Source organism: Thiobacillus sp. (assembly GCA_024235835.1).
Classification (GTDB): Bacteria; Pseudomonadota; Gammaproteobacteria; order Burkholderiales; family Thiobacillaceae; genus PFJX01.
This window is the reverse complement of sequence record JACKLQ010000003.1, coordinates 197238-218729: the sequence shown is the minus strand read 5'-3', so window position 1 is coordinate 218729 and position 21492 is coordinate 197238. Positions and strand designations below refer to the sequence as shown.

24 protein-coding genes and 3 pseudogenes are annotated in these 21492 nt (G+C 64.6%); 14 read left to right on the top strand and 13 right to left on the bottom strand.

All coding sequences use genetic code 11. The features are described from left to right. Positions 1–52: 52 nt before the first annotated feature. From H6935_15095 to H6935_15085, 3 genes are all read right to left on the bottom strand, one after another. Positions 53–1780, bottom strand: a complete 1728-nt coding sequence (locus H6935_15095; protein ID MCP5279659.1) for a DNA primase — start codon at positions 1778–1780, stop codon at positions 53–55. Positions 1781–1798: 18 nt separating this feature from the next. After that, positions 1799–2242, bottom strand: a complete 444-nt coding sequence (locus H6935_15090) for a GatB/YqeY domain-containing protein (protein ID MCP5279658.1) — start codon at positions 2240–2242, stop codon at positions 1799–1801. Positions 2243–2311: 69 nt separating this feature from the next. After that, entirely contained in the window at positions 2312–2524 is a 213-nt protein-coding gene (locus tag H6935_15085) for a 30S ribosomal protein S21 (protein ID MCP5279657.1), read from the bottom strand. 113 nt (positions 2525–2637) lie between these two features. Between H6935_15085 and tsaD the strand changes: the two genes are divergently transcribed. Next, the gene (gene tsaD / locus H6935_15080) at positions 2638–3645 is read left to right on the top strand and encodes a tRNA (adenosine(37)-N6)-threonylcarbamoyltransferase complex transferase subunit TsaD (GenBank protein ID MCP5279656.1); all 1008 of its coding nucleotides are present in this window, start codon (positions 2638–2640) and stop codon (positions 3643–3645) included. A gap of 16 nt (positions 3646–3661) precedes the next feature. On the opposite strand, the gene H6935_15075 is transcribed toward tsaD, so the two are convergent. Both H6935_15075 and plsY read right to left on the bottom strand, forming a co-directional pair. After that, complete coding sequence (locus H6935_15075; protein MCP5279655.1) at positions 3662–4378, bottom strand: hypothetical protein; 717 nt, start codon at positions 4376–4378, stop codon at positions 3662–3664. Positions 4379–4461: 83 nt separating this feature from the next. Further along, the gene (gene plsY, locus H6935_15070; GenBank protein ID MCP5279654.1) at positions 4462–5088 is read right to left on the bottom strand and encodes a glycerol-3-phosphate 1-O-acyltransferase PlsY; all 627 of its coding nucleotides are present in this window, start codon (positions 5086–5088) and stop codon (positions 4462–4464) included. Between the two features lie 43 nt (positions 5089–5131). Here plsY and H6935_15065 point away from each other — a divergent pair, with 43 nt between their 5' ends. The 3 genes from H6935_15065 (at position 5132) to H6935_15055 (ending at position 6179) form a co-directional block, all read left to right on the top strand. After that, positions 5132–5488 carry a dihydroneopterin aldolase gene (locus H6935_15065; protein MCP5279653.1) on the top strand — a complete coding sequence of 119 codons (357 nt, stop codon included), beginning with the start codon at positions 5132–5134 and terminating at the stop codon, positions 5486–5488. 146 nt (positions 5489–5634) lie between these two features. Then, positions 5635–5904 carry a toxin-antitoxin system gene (locus H6935_15060; GenBank protein ID MCP5279652.1) on the top strand — a complete coding sequence of 90 codons (270 nt, stop codon included), beginning with the start codon at positions 5635–5637 and terminating at the stop codon, positions 5902–5904. Beyond that, positions 5892–6179 (top strand): type II toxin-antitoxin system RelE/ParE family toxin, encoded by a 288-nt coding sequence (locus H6935_15055; protein MCP5279651.1) that lies wholly within the window; start codon positions 5892–5894, stop codon positions 6177–6179. The genes H6935_15060 and H6935_15055 overlap by 13 nt, the downstream gene beginning before the upstream one ends. A 197-nt stretch (positions 6180–6376) precedes the next feature. Here the strand turns inward: H6935_15055 and H6935_15050 are convergent. The 8 genes and pseudogenes from H6935_15050 to H6935_15015 all read right to left on the bottom strand — a co-directional run bounded on the left by H6935_15050 (position 6377) and on the right by H6935_15015 (position 14056). Next, positions 6377–6484: pseudogene (locus tag H6935_15050) on the bottom strand (PEP-CTERM sorting domain-containing protein). Between the two features lie 608 nt (positions 6485–7092). After that, positions 7093–7596 (bottom strand): PEP-CTERM sorting domain-containing protein, encoded by a 504-nt coding sequence (locus tag H6935_15045; protein ID MCP5279650.1) that lies wholly within the window; start codon positions 7594–7596, stop codon positions 7093–7095. A 230-nt stretch (positions 7597–7826) separates the two neighbouring features. Continuing rightward, a pseudogene (locus H6935_15040) lies at positions 7827–7913 on the bottom strand (PEPxxWA-CTERM sorting domain-containing protein). A 588-nt stretch (positions 7914–8501) separates the two neighbouring features. Next, positions 8502–8603 (bottom strand): annotated as a pseudogene (locus H6935_15035) (PEP-CTERM sorting domain-containing protein). A 578-nt stretch (positions 8604–9181) separates the two neighbouring features. Beyond that, positions 9182–10483: a DUF3466 family protein gene (locus tag H6935_15030; GenBank protein MCP5279649.1), complete on the bottom strand. Its 1302-nt coding sequence runs from the start codon at positions 10481–10483 to the stop codon at positions 9182–9184. Between the two features lie 138 nt (positions 10484–10621). Further along, positions 10622–11800, bottom strand: a complete 1179-nt coding sequence (locus H6935_15025; GenBank protein ID MCP5279648.1) for a hypothetical protein — start codon at positions 11798–11800, stop codon at positions 10622–10624. 88 nt (positions 11801–11888) lie between these two features. Further along, positions 11889–12533 (bottom strand): class I SAM-dependent methyltransferase, encoded by a 645-nt coding sequence (locus tag H6935_15020; GenBank protein MCP5279647.1) that lies wholly within the window; start codon positions 12531–12533, stop codon positions 11889–11891. Then, a complete protein-coding gene (locus tag H6935_15015; protein MCP5279646.1) occupies positions 12530–14056 on the bottom strand; it encodes a DUF853 family protein in 1527 nt (508 codons plus the stop codon). Before H6935_15015 ends, H6935_15020 begins: the two co-directional genes overlap by 4 nt. A gap of 79 nt (positions 14057–14135) precedes the next feature. Between H6935_15015 and H6935_15010 the strand changes: the two genes are divergently transcribed. From H6935_15010 to ybgC, 10 genes are all read left to right on the top strand, one after another. After that, positions 14136–14810, top strand: coding sequence for a protein-L-isoaspartate(D-aspartate) O-methyltransferase (locus H6935_15010; GenBank protein MCP5279645.1), 675 nt, complete (start codon positions 14136–14138; stop codon positions 14808–14810). A 35-nt stretch (positions 14811–14845) separates the two neighbouring features. After that, on the top strand, positions 14846–15223 hold the full coding sequence (locus H6935_15005) for a ribosome-associated translation inhibitor RaiA (GenBank protein MCP5279644.1): 378 nt from the start codon (positions 14846–14848) through the stop codon (positions 15221–15223). Between the two features lie 12 nt (positions 15224–15235). Then, positions 15236–15652, top strand: coding sequence for an archease (locus H6935_15000; GenBank protein ID MCP5279643.1), 417 nt, complete (start codon positions 15236–15238; stop codon positions 15650–15652). Positions 15653–15664: 12 nt separating this feature from the next. Further along, positions 15665–17095, top strand: a complete 1431-nt coding sequence (locus tag H6935_14995; protein MCP5279642.1) for an RtcB family protein — start codon at positions 15665–15667, stop codon at positions 17093–17095. Positions 17096–17173: 78 nt separating this feature from the next. Beyond that, complete coding sequence (locus H6935_14990) at positions 17174–17902, top strand: YebC/PmpR family DNA-binding transcriptional regulator (GenBank protein ID MCP5279641.1); 729 nt, start codon at positions 17174–17176, stop codon at positions 17900–17902. Continuing rightward, on the top strand, positions 17859–18428 hold the full coding sequence (ruvC, locus tag H6935_14985) for a crossover junction endodeoxyribonuclease RuvC (GenBank protein MCP5279640.1): 570 nt from the start codon (positions 17859–17861) through the stop codon (positions 18426–18428). The genes H6935_14990 and ruvC overlap by 44 nt, the downstream gene beginning before the upstream one ends. 5 nt (positions 18429–18433) lie before the next feature. Further along, positions 18434–19381, top strand: a complete 948-nt coding sequence (locus H6935_14980; GenBank protein ID MCP5279639.1) for a prenyltransferase — start codon at positions 18434–18436, stop codon at positions 19379–19381. Then, entirely contained in the window at positions 19378–19962 is a 585-nt protein-coding gene (gene ruvA / locus H6935_14975) for a Holliday junction branch migration protein RuvA (GenBank protein ID MCP5279638.1), read from the top strand. The genes H6935_14980 and ruvA overlap by 4 nt, the downstream gene beginning before the upstream one ends. 9 nt (positions 19963–19971) lie before the next feature. After that, complete coding sequence (gene ruvB / locus H6935_14970; protein ID MCP5279637.1) at positions 19972–21015, top strand: Holliday junction branch migration DNA helicase RuvB; 1044 nt, start codon at positions 19972–19974, stop codon at positions 21013–21015. Positions 21016–21078: 63 nt separating this feature from the next. Further along, entirely contained in the window at positions 21079–21486 is a 408-nt protein-coding gene (gene ybgC, locus H6935_14965) for a tol-pal system-associated acyl-CoA thioesterase (GenBank protein MCP5279636.1), read from the top strand. Positions 21487–21492 lie beyond the last annotated feature (6 nt).

Genomic DNA, 21492 nt, shown 5'->3' with positions numbered 1-21492 from the left:
TTATACATGAACTTAACGCCCCTTATATGGGGCCCGGGGCGCGTTGGACAAGTCAGTCCCCGCCAGGTTTCCGGGTTTTCAGGCTGGCCAGCAGCTGGGCCTTTTCCTCCGGGCTCAGGTCGCTGGGACGCTTGCCGGAGAAGGTGCCCAGAAAGGCCCGGTCCCCTTCACGGTTGACCGCCGTCAATGCACCAAGGAAGTCCGCCTCCACATCATAGTCATTGCCCCAGGAAAGCAACCCTGCTGCAGCCGCTTCCAGGATGGCCTGTTCCGGGCGCCCCTTGAAGTGGGCCACCACGTCCCGGGTGGAAAATTCCGGGTGTTCCTTCATGACTGCCAGCACGTTGGCCAGGGCCCGGGCTTCCGCCCCCAGGTGTTCGGGCAATTCCCCTACCCGGCCTGCACGGCTGGTGTCGTGGAGCAAGATTTGCAGCAGGAGGCGCCAGGGGGAGACCTGGACCTGGCTCCTGCCCTGGGAACGGGAGGCAACCGGGGCCGTCTGCCTTGGCGAACGGGTCTGGAAACGCTCCTCTCGCGGCTTAAGCCCGGTCAATTCACCAAGGCGCTGGCGCAGGGCACGTCCCAACAAGGGAGCCTGGGCCAGCTTGGCCAGATAGGGCTCTGCCAGTTTGGCCAGGCGAACCTTGCCTTCCTCGGAGGTCAGGTCGGTCTGGGCGGTGAGTTCGCTGAACAGGAAGTCGGACAGGGGCATGGCCGAGTCGCATAGCCGGCGGAAGGCGTCCTGACCCTGCTCCCGCACGAAGCTGTCCGGGTCTTCCCCTTCTGGCAGAAAGAGAAAGCTGAGGCGCTTGCCGTCCTGGGCCTGGGGCAGGCTGTTTTCCAGGGCACGCCAGGCGGCCTTGCGCCCTGCGTTGTCGCCGTCGAAGGCGAAGATGACCTCATCCGCAAGGCGCAACAGGCGGGCGGCCTGGTCGGCGGTGACGGCGGTCCCCAGGGTGGCCACGGCGTTGTCCACGCCGTGCTGGTCCAGCATCACCACGTCCATGTAGCCCTCCACCACGATGACCCGGTCCGCCTGCTGTATGGACCGGCGGTGCTCGTGCAGGCCGTAGAGCTCACGGCCCTTGTGGAACACGGGGGTTTCCGGCGAGTTCAGGTACTTGGGTTCCCCCTTGCCCATGACCCGGCCGCCGAAGCCGATGACCTGGCCACGCTCGTTGCGGATGGGGAACATGACCCGGTCCCGGAAGCGGTCGTAGCGCTTGCCTTCCTGGGCGATGACAAGGCCGGCTTCCTCCAGGGTGGCGTCCTGGTAGTCGCCCACGGCAGGCTTCAGGCCGTGCCAGTCGTCCGGCGCGTAGCCCAGACCGAACCGGGCAGCCGTCTCGCCGGTGAGCCCTCGGCCCTTCAGGTAGTCCACCGCCGGGCCGTGGTTCTTGAGGGCCTGGCGGTAGAAGCGGCCGGCGGCGTCCAGGTGGGCCAGGATGCGGCTGCGCTGGCCGTCTTCCTCGTAACTGTGGCCGTCGTCGGGCACCTGCAGGCCCGCCTGGCCGGCCAGTTCCTTCACCGCGTCGATGAAGCCGTAGCCGGCATGCTCCATGAGGAAGCTGATGGCCGTGCCGTGGGCGCCGCAGCCGAAGCAGTGGTAGAACTGCTTGGTGGGGCTCACCGTGAAGGAGGGGGACTTCTCGCTGTGGAAAGGACAGCGGGCCTGGTAGTTGATGCCCGCCTTCTTCAGGGGGACGTAGCGCTCAATGACCGCGACGATGTCGGTGCGGTCGAGCACCTGCTGGATGAAGTCTTCCGGAATCCGGGCCATGCCCAGGATTCTAGTGAATTAACCGAGAGCTGCCTTGACCAGGCCGGAAACGGCGGTCATATCCGCCCGGCCGGCCAGACGGGGCTTGAGCCAGGCCATCATCCTGCCCATGTCCTTGGCCCCGGCGGCGCCGGTCTCTGCCTTGGCCTGCTGGACCAGGGCGGCGATTTCCTCGGCGCTGAAGGGCTGGGGCATGTAGCCGGTGAGCACGCTGATTTCGGCCTGTTCCTTGTCCGCCAGGTCCTGGCGGCTGGCAGCCTGGTACTGGCTGATGGCGTCCTTGCGCTGCTTGATCATCTTCTCGATGACGGCGGTGATGCCGGCGTCGTCCAGTTCCACCCGTTCGTCGATCTCTTTCTGCTTGATGGCGGCCAGCAGCAGGCGGATGGTGCCAAGACGCTCGGCTTCCTTGGCGCGCATGGCGGCTTTCATGTCCTCGGTGACCTGGGTTATCAGCGACATGTTTGATCCTTGGGCAGAAATGAAAACGGGCCTGACTGGCAGGCCCGATGGCGAAATCCGGTGAGGATATCAGTACATCTTGGGGGGCAGTTGCTGGCTGCGCAGGCGCTTGTGCTGGCGCTTCACGGCGGCGGCCAGCTTGCGCTTGCGCTCCTGGGTGGGCTTTTCGTAGAACTCACGTGCACGCAGTTCGGTCAACAGACCAGTCTTTTCGATGGTGCGCTTGAAGCGGCGCATGGCAACTTCGAAGGGCTCGTTTTCTTTGACGCGAACACTGGGCATATCGGCTTCCTGACGTGTTTCCTGTTGGAAAAGCAAATTAAAGAAGGCGGATTCTATATCAGCCTTTCCATGGCTTTCAATACAATCGCCATTCTTTCCACTGATTTGTAGCCATGATCGTTCTCGGTGTCGAATCCTCCTGCGATGAAACCGGCCTGGCCCTGTTCGACACGGAGCGGGGCCTGCTGGCCCATGCCGTCCATTCCCAGGTGGCCATGCACGCCGAATATGGCGGCGTGGTGCCGGAGCTGGCGTCCCGGGACCACATCCGCCGGGTGATCCCCCTGACACGGCGGGTCATGGCGGATGCGCATCTGGAACTGTCCGGCCTGGACGCCGTGGCCTATACCCAGGGCCCCGGCCTGGCGGGGGCCCTGCTGGTGGGGGCCGGCTTTGCCTGCGCCCTGGCGGCTGCCCTGGGCATCCCGGCCGTGGGCGTGCACCACCTGGAAGGTCACCTGCTTTCCCCTCTCCTGGCGGAGCCCCGGCCGGACTTCCCCTTCATCGCCCTGCTGGTGTCCGGTGGTCATACCCAACTCATGCGGGTGGACGGTGTGGGTCGCTACGAATTGCTGGGGGAGACGGTGGACGATGCTGCCGGCGAGGCCTTCGACAAGACCGCCCAACTGCTGGGCCTGGGTTACCCCGGCGGGCCGGCCCTCTCGAAGTTGGCGGACACGGGCGATGCCCGCCGCTTCAAGCTGCCCAGGCCCATGCTGCACTCGGGGGACCTGGACTTCAGCTTCTCCGGCCTCAAGACCGCCGTGCTGACCCTGAGCAAGCGGGAAGGGGAGGCGGCCCGGGCGGACATCGCCGCCGGCTTCCAGGCCGCCGTGGTGGACGTGCTGGCGGGCAAGTGCCTGGCTGCCCTGGAAAAGAGCAGGCTGGAACGCCTGGTCATCGCCGGTGGGGTGGGGGCAAACCGGGCCCTGCGGGAGCGGTTGAATGCAGAAGCCGCCCGCAAGGGCTTTGCCGTGTTCTATCCGCCCCTGGAACTGTGCACGGACAACGGCGCCATGATCGCCTACGCCGGGGCCCTGCGCCTGGGGGTCGACAGGCCGTCGGACGGCCGCTTCGGTGTGCGCCCCCGCTGGGAGCTTGCCAGTCTGGAGGCTGCCTGATGCTGCGTGGGGCCGGTCAGCCCCCGGGTCGGAGGATGGGCTGGCCGATGAGGCGCATGACCTCGTTGGGGAAGGCCAGGGCCAGGCTCAGCACGACCAGCATGGCCAGCACCAGCAGGGCCGAGAACACGCTGGTGGGCTGCAGCCAGCCCCAATAGCGGGCAGCCACGAAGAACATGTCCTTGCGGTGTTCGGACATCATGGTCCAGCGACGCAGCATGCTCACCGCCAGCCATACGCCGTAGCCTCCCGCCAGGGCCGCCAGCACCACGCGGAACACGGTGAGCAGGTCCCATTCGGGGATACCCTTGTAGAACAGGGAGATGGCTCCCACTGCCAGGGCCGCGCCGGCGGCCAGGACGATGTTCATGACCAGTCGGCGGCGTTCACGGGCCAGATCCTGCTGGCGCTGGATGAAAAAGGCGTCGATTTCCGCCTTGAAGTACTCGGTCTTCTCCTGCACCAGCTCCGTGATTTCCTGGCGCATGACAGCGATGCGCTGGTCCAGCACCACGGACAGCTTGTCGGCGGCATAGTCCACCAGCTCCCGCACGTCGTCCTTGGTCAGGCTGCGCTGGCTATGGAGCTCCTCGGAAATCCGTTCCAGTTTCTGGTCGATGGCCTGGCTGGCGTTTTCCACCACCTGGCCCAGGCGATCTCCCGCCTTGTCCACCGCCGCTTCGGAGGCGGCGATGAGACTGTCACGGGCGTAGTCGATGGTTTTTTCGAACATCAGTTTCTCCGCTGGGCCGCCCCGGTGGGGAATTGCCCCATCGCGGGGGGCGCGAACAAGGTGAACTGGGAGGCTGTTTCATTTCAGCGCTTCTTGAAGGCCTTTTCCTCGCCGGAGATCAGTTTCCGGATATTGCTGTGGTGCCTTGCCAATACCAGCAGGGACAGAGTGGCCAGAATGCCGGCCAGGAACCGCGTCTCCGGACCATGCCCTAATAAATAATAGCCATAGACTGGCGCCAGCGTTGCGGCCACCAGGGCGGAGAGGGAAGAAACCCGGGTGATGGCGAACACCGCCACCCAGGTCAGGATGCACAGTCCCCCCAGGCGCAGGTCCAGGGCGATGAGCACTCCCAGGGCCGTGGCCACCCCTTTTCCGCCCTTGAAGCCGAAGAACACCGGAAACAGGTGGCCCAGGAAGGCGGCCAGGGCCGCCAGGTAGGGCGTGTAGACCGGAAGGCCGTACTGTGCCGTGGCCCACTGGGCCAGCCAGACCGCCACGGCGCCCTTGAAGGCGTCGCCGATGAGGGTGAGGGCGGCGGCGGATTTCCTCCCCGTGCGCAGCATGTTCGTGGCACCCGGGTTGCCGGAGCCGTGGCTGCGGGGGTCCGGCAGACCGTAGGCCTTGGCTACCAGGATGGCGAAGGAAATGGAGCCCAGCAGGTAGGCCAGCACACAGGCAATGATCAAAAGGGGCGTAGATTCAGTCATTTGCGTAAAATCCCGAGCCTTTGCACGGGCCGGTTGGCGGAATATGGATATCTTGTTTCTGCGGGACTTTCGTCTCGAACTGATTATCGGGCTGTACGAATGGGAGCGCAAAGCGCCCCAGCCCGTCATGCTGGACCTGGAGATCGGCCTCTACGACCACAAGGCCGGCCACACCGACGACGTGGCCGACACCATCGACTACGGCAAGGTGGCCGCCCGCATCCAGGAAGTGGTGGGGGAGCGGGACATCCGCCTGGTGGAAACCCTGGGGGAGCTCATCGCCGACATCGTGCGCCGGGAATTCGGCGCCCCCTGGGTGCGGGTGGCGGTGCGCAAGCTTGCCATCCTGCGGGGGGTGAAGGAGCTGGGCATCATCGTCGAGCGGGGCTCGCGGATATAAACGGTCGCCAGGGCCATGCCATAGATTGCCCCATGCCATGGGGGCAGGGTATGGCCGGATTTGGGGTAGCGCACGCCATCGCCTTTGACCTACCCCATTCAGGGGGGGAATAATCGGTTGCACTCATCGCAACCACGGGGGCTTTCATGTCTTCAACCTTGGGAATCAAACTGGATGACGCCACCCGGGAGCGGTTGAAGAGCGTTGCCTCGGGTCTTGACCGCGCGCCCCATTGGGTCATCAAGACCGCGCTGATCGAGTTCCTGGACCGGCAAGAAAACGCCCTCAGGGAACAACAGGAAGACGAGGCCCGCTGGGCGCGCTATCAGGAATCCGGACAGGCCATCTCTCAGGAGCGCGTTATGCAATGGCTCGACGCCCTGGCCGATGGACGCCGGGAACCGTGCCCCGAGTAGTCTGGCTGCCCGAGGCGCTGGGGGACATCCTGCGTCTCAACGATTTCCTCGCCGGCAAGAGCCCCCAGGCGGCGCGCAACGCTGTGCTCTGCATCCAGGCCGCCGCGCGCCAGCTCGAGACCTTTCCGGAGATCGGCAAGCCCATGGGCGATGGCCGAAGGGAATTGTTCGCCGCCTTCGGGGCAGGAGCCTATGTGCTGCGCTATCGGTTGAATGAAAGCGGACAGCCGGTGGTCATCCGGGTTTGGCATACGCGGGAGTTACGGGAAGGCTGATGTTTTACAGCCCTCCGGCAGGACGAAGGGCCTGGGCTACCAGGTAAATGGTGCCGTGCCGATTTGATCCCAGCCGGACCGGAACGGTAATACCCGCCCTCCATGAAACAACCTCAGCCTCCCGGAAGGACCGCCGCACAACACGCGCGAACAGCCTGGGCCGGAAGCGGCCCTTTTGGGTTTGGTAAGGCTGGCGATCAGGCCGACTTGCGCCGCCGCGCCGCGAAGCCCACCAGCCCCAATCCGGCCAGCATCAGGGCGTAGGTTTCGGGTTCGGGGACGGGGGCGGATAGGCCATATTGGAGATGGTCCACCTCCAGGTTGTTCGGGCTCGAATTGTCGGAAATCACGATGCGCGAAATGCCGCCGGCGTTTTCCGCGCCAAAAAAGCGATTATCCTTCGTCGTGGACTCGAAGGTGCTATCGCCAAGCGTGGCGGACACCGACCCCAGGGAGACACCGTTCTGGTCGAAGGCCTCAAAGGTAATCAGCGCGCCTTCCGTGTTGTCGGTAAAGACAATGCCCGCATGCGTCGGGAGTTTGCCCAGAACCGCATCATTGAAGCTGAAGGTGATGCTGTTCCCGGCGACAAAGGAGGCGCCGTTTTCGCCGCTTCCATCAACGGTGCCGTCGTCCGCGTCTACGGAGTCGATGGCGAAACTGTTTGCCAGGCTGATCACGCTGCCGTTGTCGGCAGTGACGCCCGGCGTGTTGAGGGCCAGATCCTCGAAATCTTCCAGGTAGAAGTACGAGAGGTTCAGGCCATTGAACGGGCTGTCCGTGAATTGAGCGTACTCGCCATGGAGACCGGCGCCTCCAAGAGGGCCAAGCACGCCTGCCTGCACTGGGAAGGCCAGTGAACACGCACAGGCCAGGAAAAACGATCTTGTATTTCGCATGGGACGCTCCGGTATCAATTCTGTCTACGGCCCTGACGGGCAACAAATCCAACCAGCCCCAATCCGGTCAGCATCAGGGCGTAGGTTTCGGGTTCGGGGACGGCCTGGGCGATGCTCATGTTGTCGAAGACCATGTAGTGGTTGTTCGCATAAGCAAGGTCGATGTAGTCGATTTCAGGCCCGATGTAGCCGAAGAACTGGCTCTTCCCCGTCACGGACAACGCAAACATCTCCGGTGCGGTGGCATCCCGGAAGTGGAAGGTGGCTTCGATGGTGGATGTCTGTCCAACAGGCAAGCCGCCCGGCCCTCCAATCGGAACAGCGTAATCCGTGCCAAAGGCCGTCAATCCAGCCGGCAGGGTAATGCGGGAACTGGAGCGGCCAAGCCAGATGGCGGTGGTCCCGTTGAGGGAACCACTGGCACCGGCACCGTCATTCGCTAGGATATAGACGAAGTCCGGGCTGCCTGAATACGCGTCGGAAAACACCACTCCTTGCAACGTAACGCTGCCGGCCATGTACCCCGAGCCGTGTGGGTAATTGGCCGGGAATTCCAGCGTGCCGACCAAACCCTCTAAATCCAGGGTAGTCATGTTGGTCACGGCCGATTCGAAACTGACGCGATCCGAGAAGGTCGCGGCCGAAGCGTTGACGGCCAAGGTCATGCCCGCCAACAGGCCGGCCACCGCGTAAGAAACAACTGTAACTTGCATGGAATTACTCCCTCATGGTTTGAGCATATGAATGGTCATGCTTGGTGACGCCGCGCCGCGAACCCCACCAGCCCCAGCCCGGCGAGGAGCAGAGCGTAAGTTTCAGGTTCGGGCACCGGCGCGATGGCTGGGCTGGTCAGCGAGAAATTGTCGTAATACTGGGTCAGGGTTCCGCTGCTTTCATTTCCGGCCGCGAAGCCGAAACGGGTGAGGGCGCCGCCGCTGAAGTCCGGGTTGACGGGGCCAGCGCCGATCAATCGGGAAAACGCTGTCTGCTCAAAGGTACCTTTGCTGCTGCTAAAAGTTTTCCATGTGGCGTGGCTGCCGGTCGTGCCGAGAAATGTTCCATAGACAGTCCCGTTCTGCTCCACCAGTAACTGGATTGCCTGACCAGCACCATAGGAACCCGTGCCTGCGAGCACGTCCACAGAAAAGTCGAAAGCTGCTCCCTGGAGGGCATTGAGAGTCGCGGTGCTCGTGAGAATGGCAGTGCCATAGACCAGAGACCCGGAGATGGTGGTGACATTGAGCCGGCCATCAGGATTGCCGCCGGTGGCTTCTCGGGAAGCGGTAGCGGTACCTGTGGCGTCGAAGGTCCAGTGCGTGAAATCACCGTCGGAAACAGTGTCGGCGGCAGCGGAGTTTGCAAAGAGGGCGAGGGTGGTGGCTAGAAAGAGTGCCTTTGACATGGTTCAATTTCCGTAGATTGATCAATATAAAAGTTGTGCTTTACGCCGCCGCGCCGCGAAGCCCACCAGCCCCAGCCCGGCCAGCATCAGCGCGTAGATTTCGGGTTCGGGGACGGGGGTAGCTGTGAACTGCACTTCATCGGCGAACACCCAATTCCCCCCATTCGAGCTGAGCGTGACGCGCACTTTGTCGGCGTTGAAATTCAGGTCACTGACCGTCAACCAAGTGTGGGGGCTCCCATCTTTCCAGTCCTTGTCATCGGAGGTGCTGAATGTGATGTCGAGACTGCCTTGCTGGACCCAGTTCGAACCGTCCCACGAGGAAACCACCACATCCGGCAGGCGCAGCGAGCCGTAGGTGGAGTCCTGCGTCGAGCCAACGCTTACGGCGGTAAAGCTATTTTGCCACCCGAAGTCGAAGTCGATGTTGATGGTCGGCTTTAATGCCCAACCGACCCACCGATCACTGTTGATACCCCAGCCGGCCACGCCGATGACGCCGTCCGTCAGTTGCGAACCCGTATCGTCGTAATAGCAATATGCCCCGCAATCCGTTGCCTGATCGAACGAATAAGCAAATGGCGCGACCAACGTATTGGCACGAGTGACAAGGGGGAGGCATGCCAACAGGCCGGCCACCGCATAAAAAACAACTGTAGCTTTCATGGATTTACTTCCTCAATGTTTGAGCAAGAGAATAGTCATGCCTTACGCCGCCGCGCCGTGAAGCCCACCAGCCCCAGCCCGGCCAGCAGCAGGGCGTAGGTTTCGGGTTCGGGGACGGGCACCGGGGTGAGGAGAAGGAGTTTTCCTTCCATGTTGCTGGAGTAATGGGCGCCGAGGGCCAGGATGACCCCGTCGTCGTTGATGTCGATGCCTTCCCAGATGACGTACTCGGTACCGGGTTCCAGCATCTGGTTGAGAGACTGAACCCCGTTAGCGGCATCCCAGATGATGGCGCCATCCCAACCGACGTCGTGGCTGTTCATTCCTTGGCCCACCACTTGGCCCAGGTTGTTGAGGCCACTTGCGGAGGAGCCCCAGGCCCAGCCGGGGGTGCTCTCGATCACGACCGCCTGACCGTTTACGGGATCCCAGATCAGGCCGACCCGGTCGCAACCGTTCTGGTCACAATCATTGTCCGCGGCAAGGGCGACCAGACCCTGGTCGTTCAGGTCTTCGACATCTAGCTCCGAGTAGTTGGCATAGCTGTACGTGTACACCATTGAGCCAAGGACATGGTTCTTGTAGAAAACCTTTGATCCTTGTGCGTCGTGGTACTGTCCGGCGATATACCCCTGGGAATTGATTTCATCCGCGGATGTGATTGCCGGATTCGCGGGGTTGATCGCATCGCTGAACACGCCGTTGTTCCAAACCATGGCGCGATACGTCCCCGCGGCGCCACTGGTTCCCATGGCGCCGGCTACCAGGCCTTGGTTGTTGATGGCCGAGGCGCCGGATTCCTGACCGTAGGTCGGGGCGCCGAAAGTCGTCACCTGGTTCGTATTGGTGTCCCAGACAAACCCCTGGTATTGACCGTTCTCGTTTTCATCGAACTCGGCGGCGATGCGGCTGGAATCGCCGACCACCAGGCCGTTGTCGTTGATGCCGTTGGCCCAGTAGATCCACTCGGTACCCTCCCGACCCGATATCTCGGGCATTGGCAGCCAGCTACCGCCGTTCCAGATTGCGGGCCTCGCTGTGTAGGGATGGCTGCCTGAGGCCGGTGGCGTCAAGATGCTGGCCAGGACATGACCCTGATTGTTGATTTTTTCCGCGAAGTAGCCCAGATCAGTACCCGATTGGGGGCCTACGCCAATGTCGGTGACCTGGTAGCGAACTGTTTGGGCGAATGCTGGGAAAGTGATCGCTACAGCGACGGCGACGACGAGCGGTTTGAGCATGTTCAGACTCCTGTGGTTGTCAATCGGAACGCATTCCGCCGGTGAGCCGCGCCTGCCGCCGCGTTTCTGCATTTTTTCCCCGACCGTCGCCGCCATGGCGGTTCTTCGTGCGGCGCGGGCGTGGGCTCACCGGCTTGTCTTGTCGGGAAAACTGTAAAAGAAGCCCGGGGCCGGTCGCATCCGTCAAATGACGGAAAAGCGGACATTAATGTCCTTGTAACAAATCGGCCGTTTTCAATTCCTTGCCCATCCCTGGCGCAGCGCCAGGGCCACCAGTTGCCGCTGGTTGCGGGTGCTGGTCTTGGCGTAGAGGCTGGAGAGCTGGCTGCGCACGGTGCGTACGCCCAGGTTAAGGCGCTCGGCGATGTCCTTGGGGGCGAGGTCTTGCAGCAGGAGTTCGAGCACCCGCTGTTCGGCGGCGCTGATGCGATGGGCGGTGGCGAAGCGGCGTAGGGCGTCCCCGTCGCCCGGACGGTCGGGGTCGCGCACCAGCAGCAGGACGTGGGGGGAGGCGGAGCGGTCCGGCACGAGGGTGGCGCTTTCGGCCCGCACCGGGGTGGCGGAGATGGCGTAGAAGCTCGCCTGGCCCCCTTCGGCGGCGGTCCGCCGGGTGCGGATTCCGCCCCCGACGCCCAGCCCTGCCTGGCGCACCAGGCGCGCGAGTTCGTCGTCGTCGCCGTTGTGTAAGGCGCGCAGCCGACCGTCGCGCAGGGCCAGGCTGTCCTCCCGACGCAGCAGGGTTTCCGCTACCGGGTTCAGCCATTGCACCGTGCCGGTGCCGTCCAGCAGGATGACGCCGTAGCCGATATGCTCCAGGGCGGATTGCTGGGCCTGGGTGCCCAGCCTGGCTTCCGTCAGCCGCCAGTGGGTGAGCAGGGCGCGGCGGACGTGGGGGGCGAGCAGTTCGATGAGGCGCTTGCCTTCTTCGTCGTAGCCGCCCCGGCTCCGGTGCCGGGTGAAGGTCATATGGGTGGCGGTGCCTTCGGTGTGCCCGTCGAACAAGGCCGTGGTGACCATCCACTCCATGTCGTGGGGCTTCAGGAAGTCTTGGTAGAACTCGGTGCTGCGCAGTGTCGGCTGGGGGACGATCTCTTCGCCCAAGGCCACGGTGCCCTGGATATAGCGTTTCTGGCGCAGGGCATGGAGGGTCCATTCGTCCAGGCGGTGGTAGTAGGCACTGTAGGCCTGCTCCATCGGCTGGTTGAAATTGTGGGTCAGGTAGAGGGCCCGCTCCGGCCGGCTGGGGAAGGGGGTGTAGATGCAGGCCAGGTCGGCGTCGAAAATCTGGCTCATGCGGGCGATGGTCGCCGGCCAGCGTTCGGGTTCCAGGCCTGCCTGGTAGATGTCGCCCACCAGCCCCAAGACTTCCGCCGAGTGAATCCCATCGGCGAAGTATGTCTTTTTTCCCTTCACGGCTCTCTCCCGAGCGCGAGTGTTGTTGTATTAGGTGTTTCTTATATGTCCTCAGCGTAGCAAACAAAAATTATGGCTGGATGTCGGTTCAAGGTTTCCGCGCCACCATCAGAAACACCGGGTAGGCCCTCTTGCCTTCCGGCTGGTCTTTCTCGATCTCGAACACGGTGTCAAAGCTGATCTGGGTGAAGCCGGCCTGACCGAGGCGGGCTGCCAGGCTGTCCCGGTCAAAGCCGTGGTGCACGTCCACTTCGATGCCGTGGAAGCTGCCGTCCTCCTGGTCCAGGTCGGCAATGCCCAGCCAGCCGCCCGGGTTCAGGTGGGCGTGGAAGGCGGCCAGGATGGCCGCCGTGTCCGGGATGTGGTGCAGGGTCATGCTGGAATAGATCAGGTCGAAGCGGGTGTCGGGCAGGCTCGCAACCGACAGGTCGGCTTGCAGGGTGGCCATGTTCTTCACCCCCTGGGCGTCGATTTTTTCCCGGGCCACTTCCAGCATGCCGGCAGAGGTATCGGACAGGGTGATGTGCCCCAGTTCATCCTTGAGGGGAAAGCTAAGCAGGCCTGAGCCGCTGCCGTAATCCAGGGCGGTCATGGTGGGGGACAGGGGTACCCGGGCCCGCAGGCCGTCGGCGATCTTGCGGGCCCGTTCCACGAACACCGGGTTTTCGTCCCATTGGCGGGCCTTGCTGTCGAAGTGCTTGTCATCCAGGACGACCTTGTCGGGCTTGCTCACCGCTTGCCCCCCAGCAGGCTGCCCAGCACGCCCCGGATGATGGCCCTGCCCACCTGGCTGCCCACGGAGCGGGCCGCGCTCTTGGCCAGGGCTTCCACCACGCCTTCCCGGCGGCGTCCTCCCGCGGAGGGCGCGCCCCCCAGCAGGTCGCCCAGGATACCCCCCAGCCCACCGCCTCCGGCGGGGGCCTGGGCTTGGGCTTTGGCCTGGGCGGCGGCCTGTTCTTCGGCGGCTTTCTCCGCGGCGACGGCTTCGGTGCGGGCCTTGATGATCTCGTAGGCGGATTCCCGGTCCACCGACTTCTCATATACCCCGGCCACCAGGGAGGCCTGCATGGCTTGGCGCCGTTCCGCGTCGGTGATGGGGCCGATCTGGCCGCCCGGGGGGACGATGAATGCCCGCTGCACGATGCCGGGCCGGCCCTTCTCGTCCAGCAGGGACACCAGGGCCTCGCCCACCCCCAGTTCGGTGATGGCCTCGGCTTCGTTCAGGTCCGGGTTGTCCCGCATGGTTTCGGCGGCGGCCCGCACGGCCTTCTGGTCCTTGGGGGAGAAGGCCCGCAGGGCGTGCTGCACCCGGTTGCCCAACTGGCCCAGCACTTCGTCCGGCACGTCCGCCGGGTTCTGGGTGACGAAGTACACGCCCACGCCCTTGGAGCGGATGAGGCGCACCACCTGTTCCACCTTGTCGATGAGCACCTTGGGGGCTTCGTCGAACAGCAGGTGGGCCTCGTCGAAGAAGAACACCATCTTGGGCTTGTCCAGGTCCCCCGCCTCGGGGAGGTTCTCGAACAGTTCCGCCAGGAGCCACAGCAGCAGGGCGGCGTAGGCCTTGGGAGACTGCATGAGCTTGTCGGCGGCCAGGATGTTGATCACCCCCTTGCCGCCATCCGTCTGCATCAGGTCGGCGATGTTCAGCATGGGCTCGCCGAACAGGGCCTCGCCCCCCTGGTTTTCCAGGGTGAGCAGGCCCCGCTGGATGGCACCCACGCTGGCGGCGGAGATGTTGCCGTATTCGGTGGTGAAGGATTTCGCGTTTTCGGCCACGAATTGCAGCATGGAACGCAGGTCCTTCAGGTCCAGCAGCAGCAGGCCCGCCTCGTCGGCGATCTTGAACACCAGGTTGAGCACGCCCTCCTGCACCTCGTTCAGGTTCAGCATGCGGCTCAGGAGCAGGGGCCCCATGTCGGAGATGGTGGCCCGCACCGGGTGGCCCTGATCTCCCCATACGTCCCAGAAGGTGACGGGATAGCCTTGGTAGGCATGGTCCAGTTCGAGCAGCTTGATCCGCTCCTCCACTTTGGCATTGCCCCCGCCGGGCTTGCTGATTCCCGACAGGTCACCCTTGATGTCGGACAGGAAGACTGGGACCCCCAGGCGGGAGAAGCCCTCGGCCAGAGTCTGCAGGGTCACGGTCTTGCCCGTGCCGGTGGCGCCGGTGACGAGGCCGTGCCGGTTGGCCATGCGGGGCAGGAGGGAGAGTTCCGTGGCGGCGTTCTTGGCGATGAGCAGGCTGTCGGTCATGGCGTGGCTAGCTGGGTGGGAATGCGGGGCATTATATGCAGGCCACTTGCGCTGTGAGGGCTATGCTGGAAGTGACACCATGAACAATATCCGAGACCTCCCCATGGAACGCCTGCTGGAGGAAATCCGGACGGACGTTCGCGAAACAGCGTATCTCACCGGTCGGACAACGTTGGATCCACGCGTGGTGGATGCGTTCAGCCGGGTGTCTCGTCATGCCTTCGTGCCCGACGGGATGGGAGCCAGCGCCTACGACAACCATCCCCTGCCCATCGGTCATGGGCAGACCATCTCCCAGCCCTACATCGTGGCCTTGATGACCGACCTGATCTGTCCGCGGCCCGAGCATGTGGTGCTGGAGGTGGGCACCGGGTCCGGCTACCAGGCCGCCGTGCTGTCCGGCCTGGTACACCGGGTGTATTCAGTGGAAATCATCCAGGCCCTGGCGGAACAGGCCAGGGCACGGCTGGGACGGCTGGGCTACGGCAACGTGGAGGTGCGGGTGGGCAACGGCCATCTGGGCTGGCCGGAACATGCCCCCTATGACGGCATCCTGGTCACGGCCGCCGCCGAAGACGTGCCGGCGGCGCTCCTGGAGCAGCTCCGACCCGGGGGCTACATGGCCATCCCGGTAGGCCTGTCCCACTTTGCCCAGCAATTGAAGTTGATCCACAAGCATTTGGACGGCAGCATCGAGGACCACAATGTCCTGCCAGTGGTGTTTGTGCCCCTGGTGGACGCTACCACCCAATAGCAGCAGCACGATCACAACAGAATGGAGAACTGATCATGCGTATCCCCTTGGAAATCACATTCCGGCACATGGATGCTTCGCCAGCCCTGGAGGCCCGTATTCGCGAAAAGGCCGAGAAACTCGACCGTTTCCACGAGAACGTGATGGCGTTGAAGGTGGCCGTGGAGGCGCCCCATGAGCACAAGACCCAGGGCAAGCTGTTCCAGGTACGCATAGACATGACGGTTCCGGGGGGCGAGTTGGTGGTCACCAAGGGTCACCACCATCAAAGCCAGGCCCATGAGGATGTCTACGTGGCCTTGCGGGATGCCTTCGACGTGGCCAAGCGTCGTCTGGAGGAGTACAGCCGGCAGCAGCGGGGCGATGTGAAGTCCCACAGCAAGCCCCAGGCGCCGGCCGCCGTCGAAGAATAACCAGGTCGCGTCATGGCGGGCTGGGCCCACTTCCAGCACATGGCCGACATTGGCGTCCATGGCTGGGGTGCCAGCCTGGCCGAGTCCTTCGAGCAGGCTGCCCTGGCCATGACGGCGGTGGTGGCAGATCCTGACTCGGTTCGTCAGGAAACGGCAGTGGAGGTGGCCTGTGCCGCGCCCGACGCGGAGTTGTTGCTGGTGGACTGGCTCAATGCCTGGGTTTACGAGATGAGTACCCGCAAGATGCTTTTTTCCCGCTTCACCGTCAGTCTCGATGACTTATGTCTCCGGGGCCAGGGCTGGGGCGAGGCCCTGGAACCGCCACGCCATCACCCTGCGGTGGAGGTGAAAGGGGCCACCTACACCGCCCTGAAGGTTGGGCAGGAAGCGGATGGCCTCTGGCATGCCCGCTGCGTGGTGGACGTCTGATCCGGTGGCGGCATGAACCTGGCCGGCCTGCACAAGGTTTCAGACTATGTATGGCGGCTGGAGCCCCGGGGATCCATGCGGGTGCCGGCAGTCTTGTTCACTGACGAGGCCCTGCTGCGGGACATGGACGACAAGGTGGCCGAGCAGTTGCAAAACGTGGCAAGCCTGCCGGGCATCGTCGGTGCGGCCTATGCCATGCCCGATGCCCACTGGGGGTACGGCTTCCCCATCGGCGGCGTGGCGGCCTTCGATCCCAGCGAAGAAGGCGTCATCTCCGCCGGCGGCGTGGGCTTCGACATCTCCTGCGGCGTGCGCACCCTGTATACCGGCTTGAGGAAGCCGGATATCGAGGCGGTGAAGGTGCGCCTGGCGGAGCACCTGTTCAATACCATCCCCGCCGGCCTGGGTAGTACCGGCTACCTGAGGCTGAACGCCCGGGAGATGAACACCATGCTGCGGGAAGGGGCACGCTGGGCGGTGGAGCAGGGCTACGGCACAGGCGCGGACCTGGAACGTACCGAGGAACACGGCTGCATGGCCGGGGCCGAGCCGGGCCGGGTGTCCGTCCATGCCAAGGAACGCCAGAAACATGAGATGGGCACCCTGGGCTCCGGCAACCATTATCTTGAAGTCCAGCATGTCAGCAGGGTCTATGACCAGGCCATCGCCCGGGCCTACGGCCTGGAGGAAGGAGACGTGGTGGTGAGCCTGCACTGCGGTTCCCGGGGCCTGGGGCACCAGATCGGCACGGAATTCCTCAAGTCCATGGTGCTGGCGGCACCGGGCCACGGCCTGGTCCTGCCCGACCGGGAACTGGCCTGCGCCCCCATCAATTCCGACCTGGGACGGGACTACCTGGGCGCCATGCGGGCCGGCATCAACTGCGCCCTGGCCAACCGCCAGATCCTGACCCACCTGACCCGCCAGGTCTTTGCCGAGGTATTGCCCGAAGCCCGGATGGGCTTGCTCTACGACGTGTCCCACAACACCTGCAAGGAAGAGGAACACGTGGTGGACGGCCAGCGACGCCGCCTGTTCGTGCACCGCAAGGGGGCCACCCGGGCCTTCGGTCCCGGCCATGGCTCCCTGCCCCGGGAGTTTCGGGACGCGGGCCAGCCCGTGATCATAGGCGGCAGCATGGGCACCGGCTCCTACATCCTGGCCGGCAGTGATGCCAGCCAGGACCTGGCCTTTGCTTCCGCCTGTCACGGGGCCGGCCGGCGCATGAGCCGCAACCAGGCCACCAGGACCTGGCAGGGGCGGGCCGTGGTGGATGAATTGGCCGGTCGAGGCATCCTGGTCCGCAGCCCGTCCCTGCGGGGCGTGGCCGAGGAGGCCCCGGGGGCCTACAAGGACGTGGCCGCCGTGGTGGATGTCGCCGAGGCCGCCGGGTTGGCCAAAAAAGTGGCCCGGCTGGAACCCATGATCTGCATCAAAGGGTGAAAGCCGGGCGAGTCACCCCCCTTGGCATCGGCTAAAATCGCGCGATTCAATCAATCGCACGTTAAGAGGTTCTTCAGCATGGCCGGTCATTCCAAATGGGCAAACATTCAGCACCGCAAGGGTCGTCAGGACGAAAAGCGGGGCCGGATCTTTTCGCGCTACGCCAAGGAGATCACCGTGGCGGCCAAGATGGGCGGCGGCGATCCCAACTTCAACCCCCGCCTGCGCCTGGCCATCGACAAGGCCAAGGGCGAGAACATGCCCAACGACAATATCGACCGGGCGGTCAAGAAGGGCACCGGCGAACTCGAGGGCGTGAACTACGAGGAAATCCGCTACGAGGGCTACGGCCCCGGCGGCGCGGCGGTGATCGTGGACTGCCTCACGGACAACCGGGTGCGCACCGTGGCGGACGTGCGCCATGCCATGTCCAAGCACGGCGGCAACATGGGCACCGACGGTTCCGTGGTCTTCCAGTTCAAGCACTGCGGCCAGATCATCCTGGAGCCGGGTGCCGACGAGGATGCGGTGATGGAAGTCGCCCTGGAAGCCGGGGCCGAGGACGTGATCACCAATGACGACGGCTCCATCGAAATCCTTACCGCCCCCACCGGCGACCTGGCCACGGTGAAGGAGGCCCTGGAAAAGGCCGGCTTCAAGCCCGTCATGGCGGAGATCACCATGAAGGCCCTGAACGAGACGGACGTTACCGGCGACGACGCGGTGAAATTCCAGAAGATGCTGGACATGCTGGACGACCTGGATGACGTGCAGGAGGTCTACACGTCGGCCATCCTGCCCGAGTAATGGCCGGGTGAGAATTCTCGGCCTGGACCCGGGGTTGCGCGTGACGGGTTACGGCGTCATCGAGAAGGTGGGCCAGAAATTGACCTACGTGGCCAGCGGCGTGGTGCGCACCCAGACGGGGGAATTGCCCGAGCGCATCAAGATCATCTTCGACGGGGTGGTGGAGATCATGGAACACTTCAAGCCGGATGCCGCTGCCATCGAGAAGGTCTTCGTCAACGTGAACCCCCAGTCCACCCTGCTCCTGGGCCAGGCCCGGGGAGCCGCCCTGGCCGCCCTCACCCAGGCCAGCCAGCCGGTGTTCGAGTACACGGCCCTGCAGGTGAAGCAGGCGGTGGTGGGCAACGGCCACGCGGACAAGACCCAGGTGCAGCACATGGTGAAGCGGCTGCTGAACCTGCCGTCGGAGCCCCGGCCCGATTCGGCGGATGCCCTGGCCTGCGCCATCTGCCATGCCCACGGCGGCATGGGCCTGGGCGGCCTCACTGGCGTCGGCCGTCGCCGCCGGGCCGGGAGGATGTCATGAGCGGGATGGCTGCCGTTCCCGCCTCGGCACCCGGCGAGCCCACCCCGGAAGCCCTGCGCAATCCGGTGCAGCGCTACCTGCTTGCCACCCGGCCGGCCTTCCTCACCATCACCCTGGCGGGCTGCCTGCTGGGCTTTGCCCTGGCGCCGGTGCTCCACTGGGGCCTGGCCGCCCTGACCCTGCTGCTGGCCCTGCTGGCCCATGCCGGGGTCAATGTGCTCAATGACTACTACGACCACCTGAACGGTACGGATGCCGCCAACACCGGGCGGCTTTTTCCCTTCACCGGCGGTTCCCGCTTCATCCAGAACCGGGTGCTCACCCCTGGCCAGACTCTGGCCTACGGCCTGGCCCTTTTTGCCGTGGTCATCGCCGGCGGCTTGTGGCTCATCGGGCAATCGGGCCTGGGTCTGTTCTGGATCGGTCTGGCAGGCCTCATGATCGGCTGGGCCTACTCCGCCCCGCCCCTCAGGCTCAACAGCCGGGGCCTGGGGGAGGTATGCGTGGCGGCGGGTTTCCTGCTCATCGTCGCCGGCAGCGATTTCGTGCAGCAGGGCGCATTCGACCGCATGCCCTGGATCGCGGGTCTGCCCTATGCCCTGCTGGTGACCAATGTCCTCTACATCAACCAGTTCCCGGACCGGGAGGCGGATCGGCTGGCGGGGAAATGGCATTGGGTGGTGCGTCTGGAACCCAGCATTGCCGCCCGGGGCTACTGGCTCATCCTGCTCATGGCGGTGGCGGGCCTGGTGGCGGCTGTGGTTGCCGGCATGTTGCCGGCCTTGGCCCTGGTTTCCCTGGCAGGCGTCCTGCCGGCCCTCAGGGCGGGGCGCCTGCTGACGGCCCACGCCGCCGAGCCTGCCCGCTTGGTGCCACCCATCCAGATGACCATTCTCGCCGCCCACCTGCAACCGGTTATCCTGGCCGGCGTACTGTTTTGGAGTGGACGATGATCGGACGCATCACGGGAACCCTGCTGGAAAAGCATCCGCCCCAGGTGCTGGTGGAGGCTGCCGGCGTGGGCTACGAGGTGGATGTGCCCATGAGCACCTTCTTCAGCCTGCCGGCCATAGGGGAGCGGGTGGTCCTGCTGACCCACTTCGTGGTGCGGGAGGATGCCCAGCTGCTGTATGGTTTCCTCACCCAGAAGGAGCGGGGGGCTTTCCGGGAGCTCATACGCATTTCCGGCGTGGGGCCCAAGATGGCCCTGGCGGTGCTCTCGGGCCTGTCCGTGGACGAACTGGCCCAGTGCGTGGCCCTGCAGGAAACGGGGCGCCTGACCAAGGTGCCGGGCGTCGGCAAGAAGACGGCGGAACGCCTGCTGCTGGAACTGAAGGGCAAGCTGGCGGACGCCCTGCCCCAGGCGGGTGGGGGGGGCGCCTCCGCCGCCGGCGTGGCCAGCGATGCCCTGAATGCCTTGCTGGCCCTGGGCTATTCCGAGAAGGAGGCCCTGCCTACCCTGAAGCTGCTGCCGGAGGGGCTGGGGCTGGAGGAATCCATCCGCCAGGCTCTGAAGCTGCTGGTGAAAAAGTAAACTGAGCAAATGCTGGAGCCCGATCGCTTCCCCACCGAGCGCGTCATCGCGCCGTCCCCCTCCTCCAGGGAGGAGGAGGTCTTCGAGCGTGCCCTGCGGCCCCAGCGCCTGGCCGAGTACGTGGGCCAGGCACGGGCCCGGGAGCAACTGGAGATCTTCATCCAGGCGGCCCGGCAAAGGGGCGAGGCCCTGGACCATGTGCTGCTGTTCGGTCCCCCTGGCCTGGGCAAGACCACCCTGGCCCACATCATCGCCAAGGAGATGGGCGTCAACATGCGTCAGACCTCCGGCCCCGTGCTGGAGCGGGCGGGGGACCTGGCGGCCCTGCTCACCAACCTGGAGCCCCACGACGTCCTGTTCATCGACGAGATCCACCGCCTGTCTCCCGTGGTGGAGGAGATCCTCTACCCGGCCCTGGAGGATTTCCAGCTGGACATCATGATCGGCGAGGGGCCGGCGGCACGTTCGGTGAAGCTGGACCTGCCCCCTTTCACCCTGGTGGGGGCCACCACCCGCGCCGGCATGCTCACCAACCCCCTGCGGGATCGTTTCGGCATCGTCGCCCGGCTGGAGTTCTACACGCCGGAGGAACTGGGCTTCATCGTCGCCCGCTCCGCCAGGCTGATGAACGTGGACATCACCCCGGAAGGGGCCTTCGAGATCGCCCGTCGCTCCCGGGGCACGCCCCGCATCGCCAACCGCCTGCTGCGCCGGGTGCGGGACTATGCCGAGGTGAAGGCCGGAGGACGGGTGGACGACGCCGTGGCCGATGCTGCCTTGAAGATGTTGGAGGTGGACAGTGCCGGCCTGGACGTGATGGACCGCAAGCTCCTGTCCGCCATGCTGGAAAAATTCGCCGGCGGCCCCGTGGGCCTGGAGAACGTGGCGGCGGCCATCGGCGAGGCGGCGGATACCATAGAGGACGTGCTGGAGCCTTATCTCATCCAGCAGGGTTTCCTGGCCCGCACCCCCCGGGGGCGGGTCGCCCAGCCCCTGGCCTGGCGTCATTTCGGCCTGATCCAGCCGGGCAGGGAAGATCAGTTGTTCGAATGACGCGCCCGCCGGTCCAACCCGGTTGGTGGCAAGGCCCGTTTCCAAGCGCTATCCATTACAAGCATGAGCGAACACCCGCAATTCACCTGGCCCGTGCGGGTCTACTGGGAAGACACCGACGCCGGTGGGGTGGTGTATTACGCCAACTACCTGAAATTCCTGGAGCGGGCCCGCACCGAGTGGTTATCCACACTGGGCCTGGAACAGGACCGCCTGGCACGGGAGGAGGGCGTGGTATTCGTCGTGCGGCGGGTGGAAGCGGACTACCTCAGGCCGGCCCGCTTCAATGACCGCCTGGCGGTGGAGAGCCGCCTGGAGAGCCTGAACCGGGCCAGCCTGGTCATGGGCCAGCGCATCCTGCGGGGGGATGAAGTGCTGCTGGAGGCCATGGTCAAGGTGGCCTGCGTGGCGCATCCGGACTTCCGCCCGGCTAAAATCCCGTCCATCGTCACCAAGGCCTTCACAGGCTGATTCATT

Excerpts from the sequence above, each read along its gene's own strand:
- H6935_14995 (MCP5279642.1), top strand. The coding sequence starts at position 15,665 with ATGAACCTGGCCGGCCTGCACAAGGTTTCAGACTATGTATGGCGGCTG.
- H6935_15030 (MCP5279649.1), bottom strand. The coding sequence starts at position 10,483 with ATGGCGGCGACGGTCGGGGAAAAAATGCAGAAACGCGGCGGCAGGCGC.
- H6935_15090 (MCP5279658.1), bottom strand. The coding sequence starts at position 2,242 with ATGTCGCTGATAACCCAGGTCACCGAGGACATGAAAGCCGCCATGCGC.
- ruvC (MCP5279640.1), top strand. The coding sequence starts at position 17,859 with ATGACGTGCAGGAGGTCTACACGTCGGCCATCCTGCCCGAGTAATGGC.
- H6935_14980 (MCP5279639.1), top strand. The coding sequence starts at position 18,434 with ATGGCTGCCGTTCCCGCCTCGGCACCCGGCGAGCCCACCCCGGAAGCC.
- ybgC (MCP5279636.1), top strand. The coding sequence starts at position 21,079 with ATGAGCGAACACCCGCAATTCACCTGGCCCGTGCGGGTCTACTGGGAA.
- H6935_15045 (MCP5279650.1), bottom strand. The coding sequence starts at position 7,596 with ATGGCCGGCAGCGTTACGTTGCAAGGAGTGGTGTTTTCCGACGCGTAT.
- H6935_15010 (MCP5279645.1), top strand. The coding sequence starts at position 14,136 with ATGAACAATATCCGAGACCTCCCCATGGAACGCCTGCTGGAGGAAATC.
- H6935_15065 (MCP5279653.1), top strand. The coding sequence starts at position 5,132 with ATGGATATCTTGTTTCTGCGGGACTTTCGTCTCGAACTGATTATCGGG.
- H6935_14990 (MCP5279641.1), top strand. The coding sequence starts at position 17,174 with ATGGCCGGTCATTCCAAATGGGCAAACATTCAGCACCGCAAGGGTCGT.
- tsaD (MCP5279656.1), top strand. The coding sequence starts at position 2,638 with ATGATCGTTCTCGGTGTCGAATCCTCCTGCGATGAAACCGGCCTGGCC.
- H6935_15000 (MCP5279643.1), top strand. The coding sequence starts at position 15,236 with ATGGCGGGCTGGGCCCACTTCCAGCACATGGCCGACATTGGCGTCCAT.
- ruvA (MCP5279638.1), top strand. The coding sequence starts at position 19,378 with ATGATCGGACGCATCACGGGAACCCTGCTGGAAAAGCATCCGCCCCAG.
- H6935_15005 (MCP5279644.1), top strand. The coding sequence starts at position 14,846 with ATGCGTATCCCCTTGGAAATCACATTCCGGCACATGGATGCTTCGCCA.
- H6935_15095 (MCP5279659.1), bottom strand. The coding sequence starts at position 1,780 with ATGGCCCGGATTCCGGAAGACTTCATCCAGCAGGTGCTCGACCGCACC.
- ruvB (MCP5279637.1), top strand. The coding sequence starts at position 19,972 with ATGCTGGAGCCCGATCGCTTCCCCACCGAGCGCGTCATCGCGCCGTCC.
- plsY (MCP5279654.1), bottom strand. The coding sequence starts at position 5,088 with ATGACTGAATCTACGCCCCTTTTGATCATTGCCTGTGTGCTGGCCTAC.
- H6935_15085 (MCP5279657.1), bottom strand. The coding sequence starts at position 2,524 with ATGCCCAGTGTTCGCGTCAAAGAAAACGAGCCCTTCGAAGTTGCCATG.
- H6935_15075 (MCP5279655.1), bottom strand. The coding sequence starts at position 4,378 with ATGTTCGAAAAAACCATCGACTACGCCCGTGACAGTCTCATCGCCGCC.
- H6935_15060 (MCP5279652.1), top strand. The coding sequence starts at position 5,635 with ATGTCTTCAACCTTGGGAATCAAACTGGATGACGCCACCCGGGAGCGG.
- H6935_15015 (MCP5279646.1), bottom strand. The coding sequence starts at position 14,056 with ATGACCGACAGCCTGCTCATCGCCAAGAACGCCGCCACGGAACTCTCC.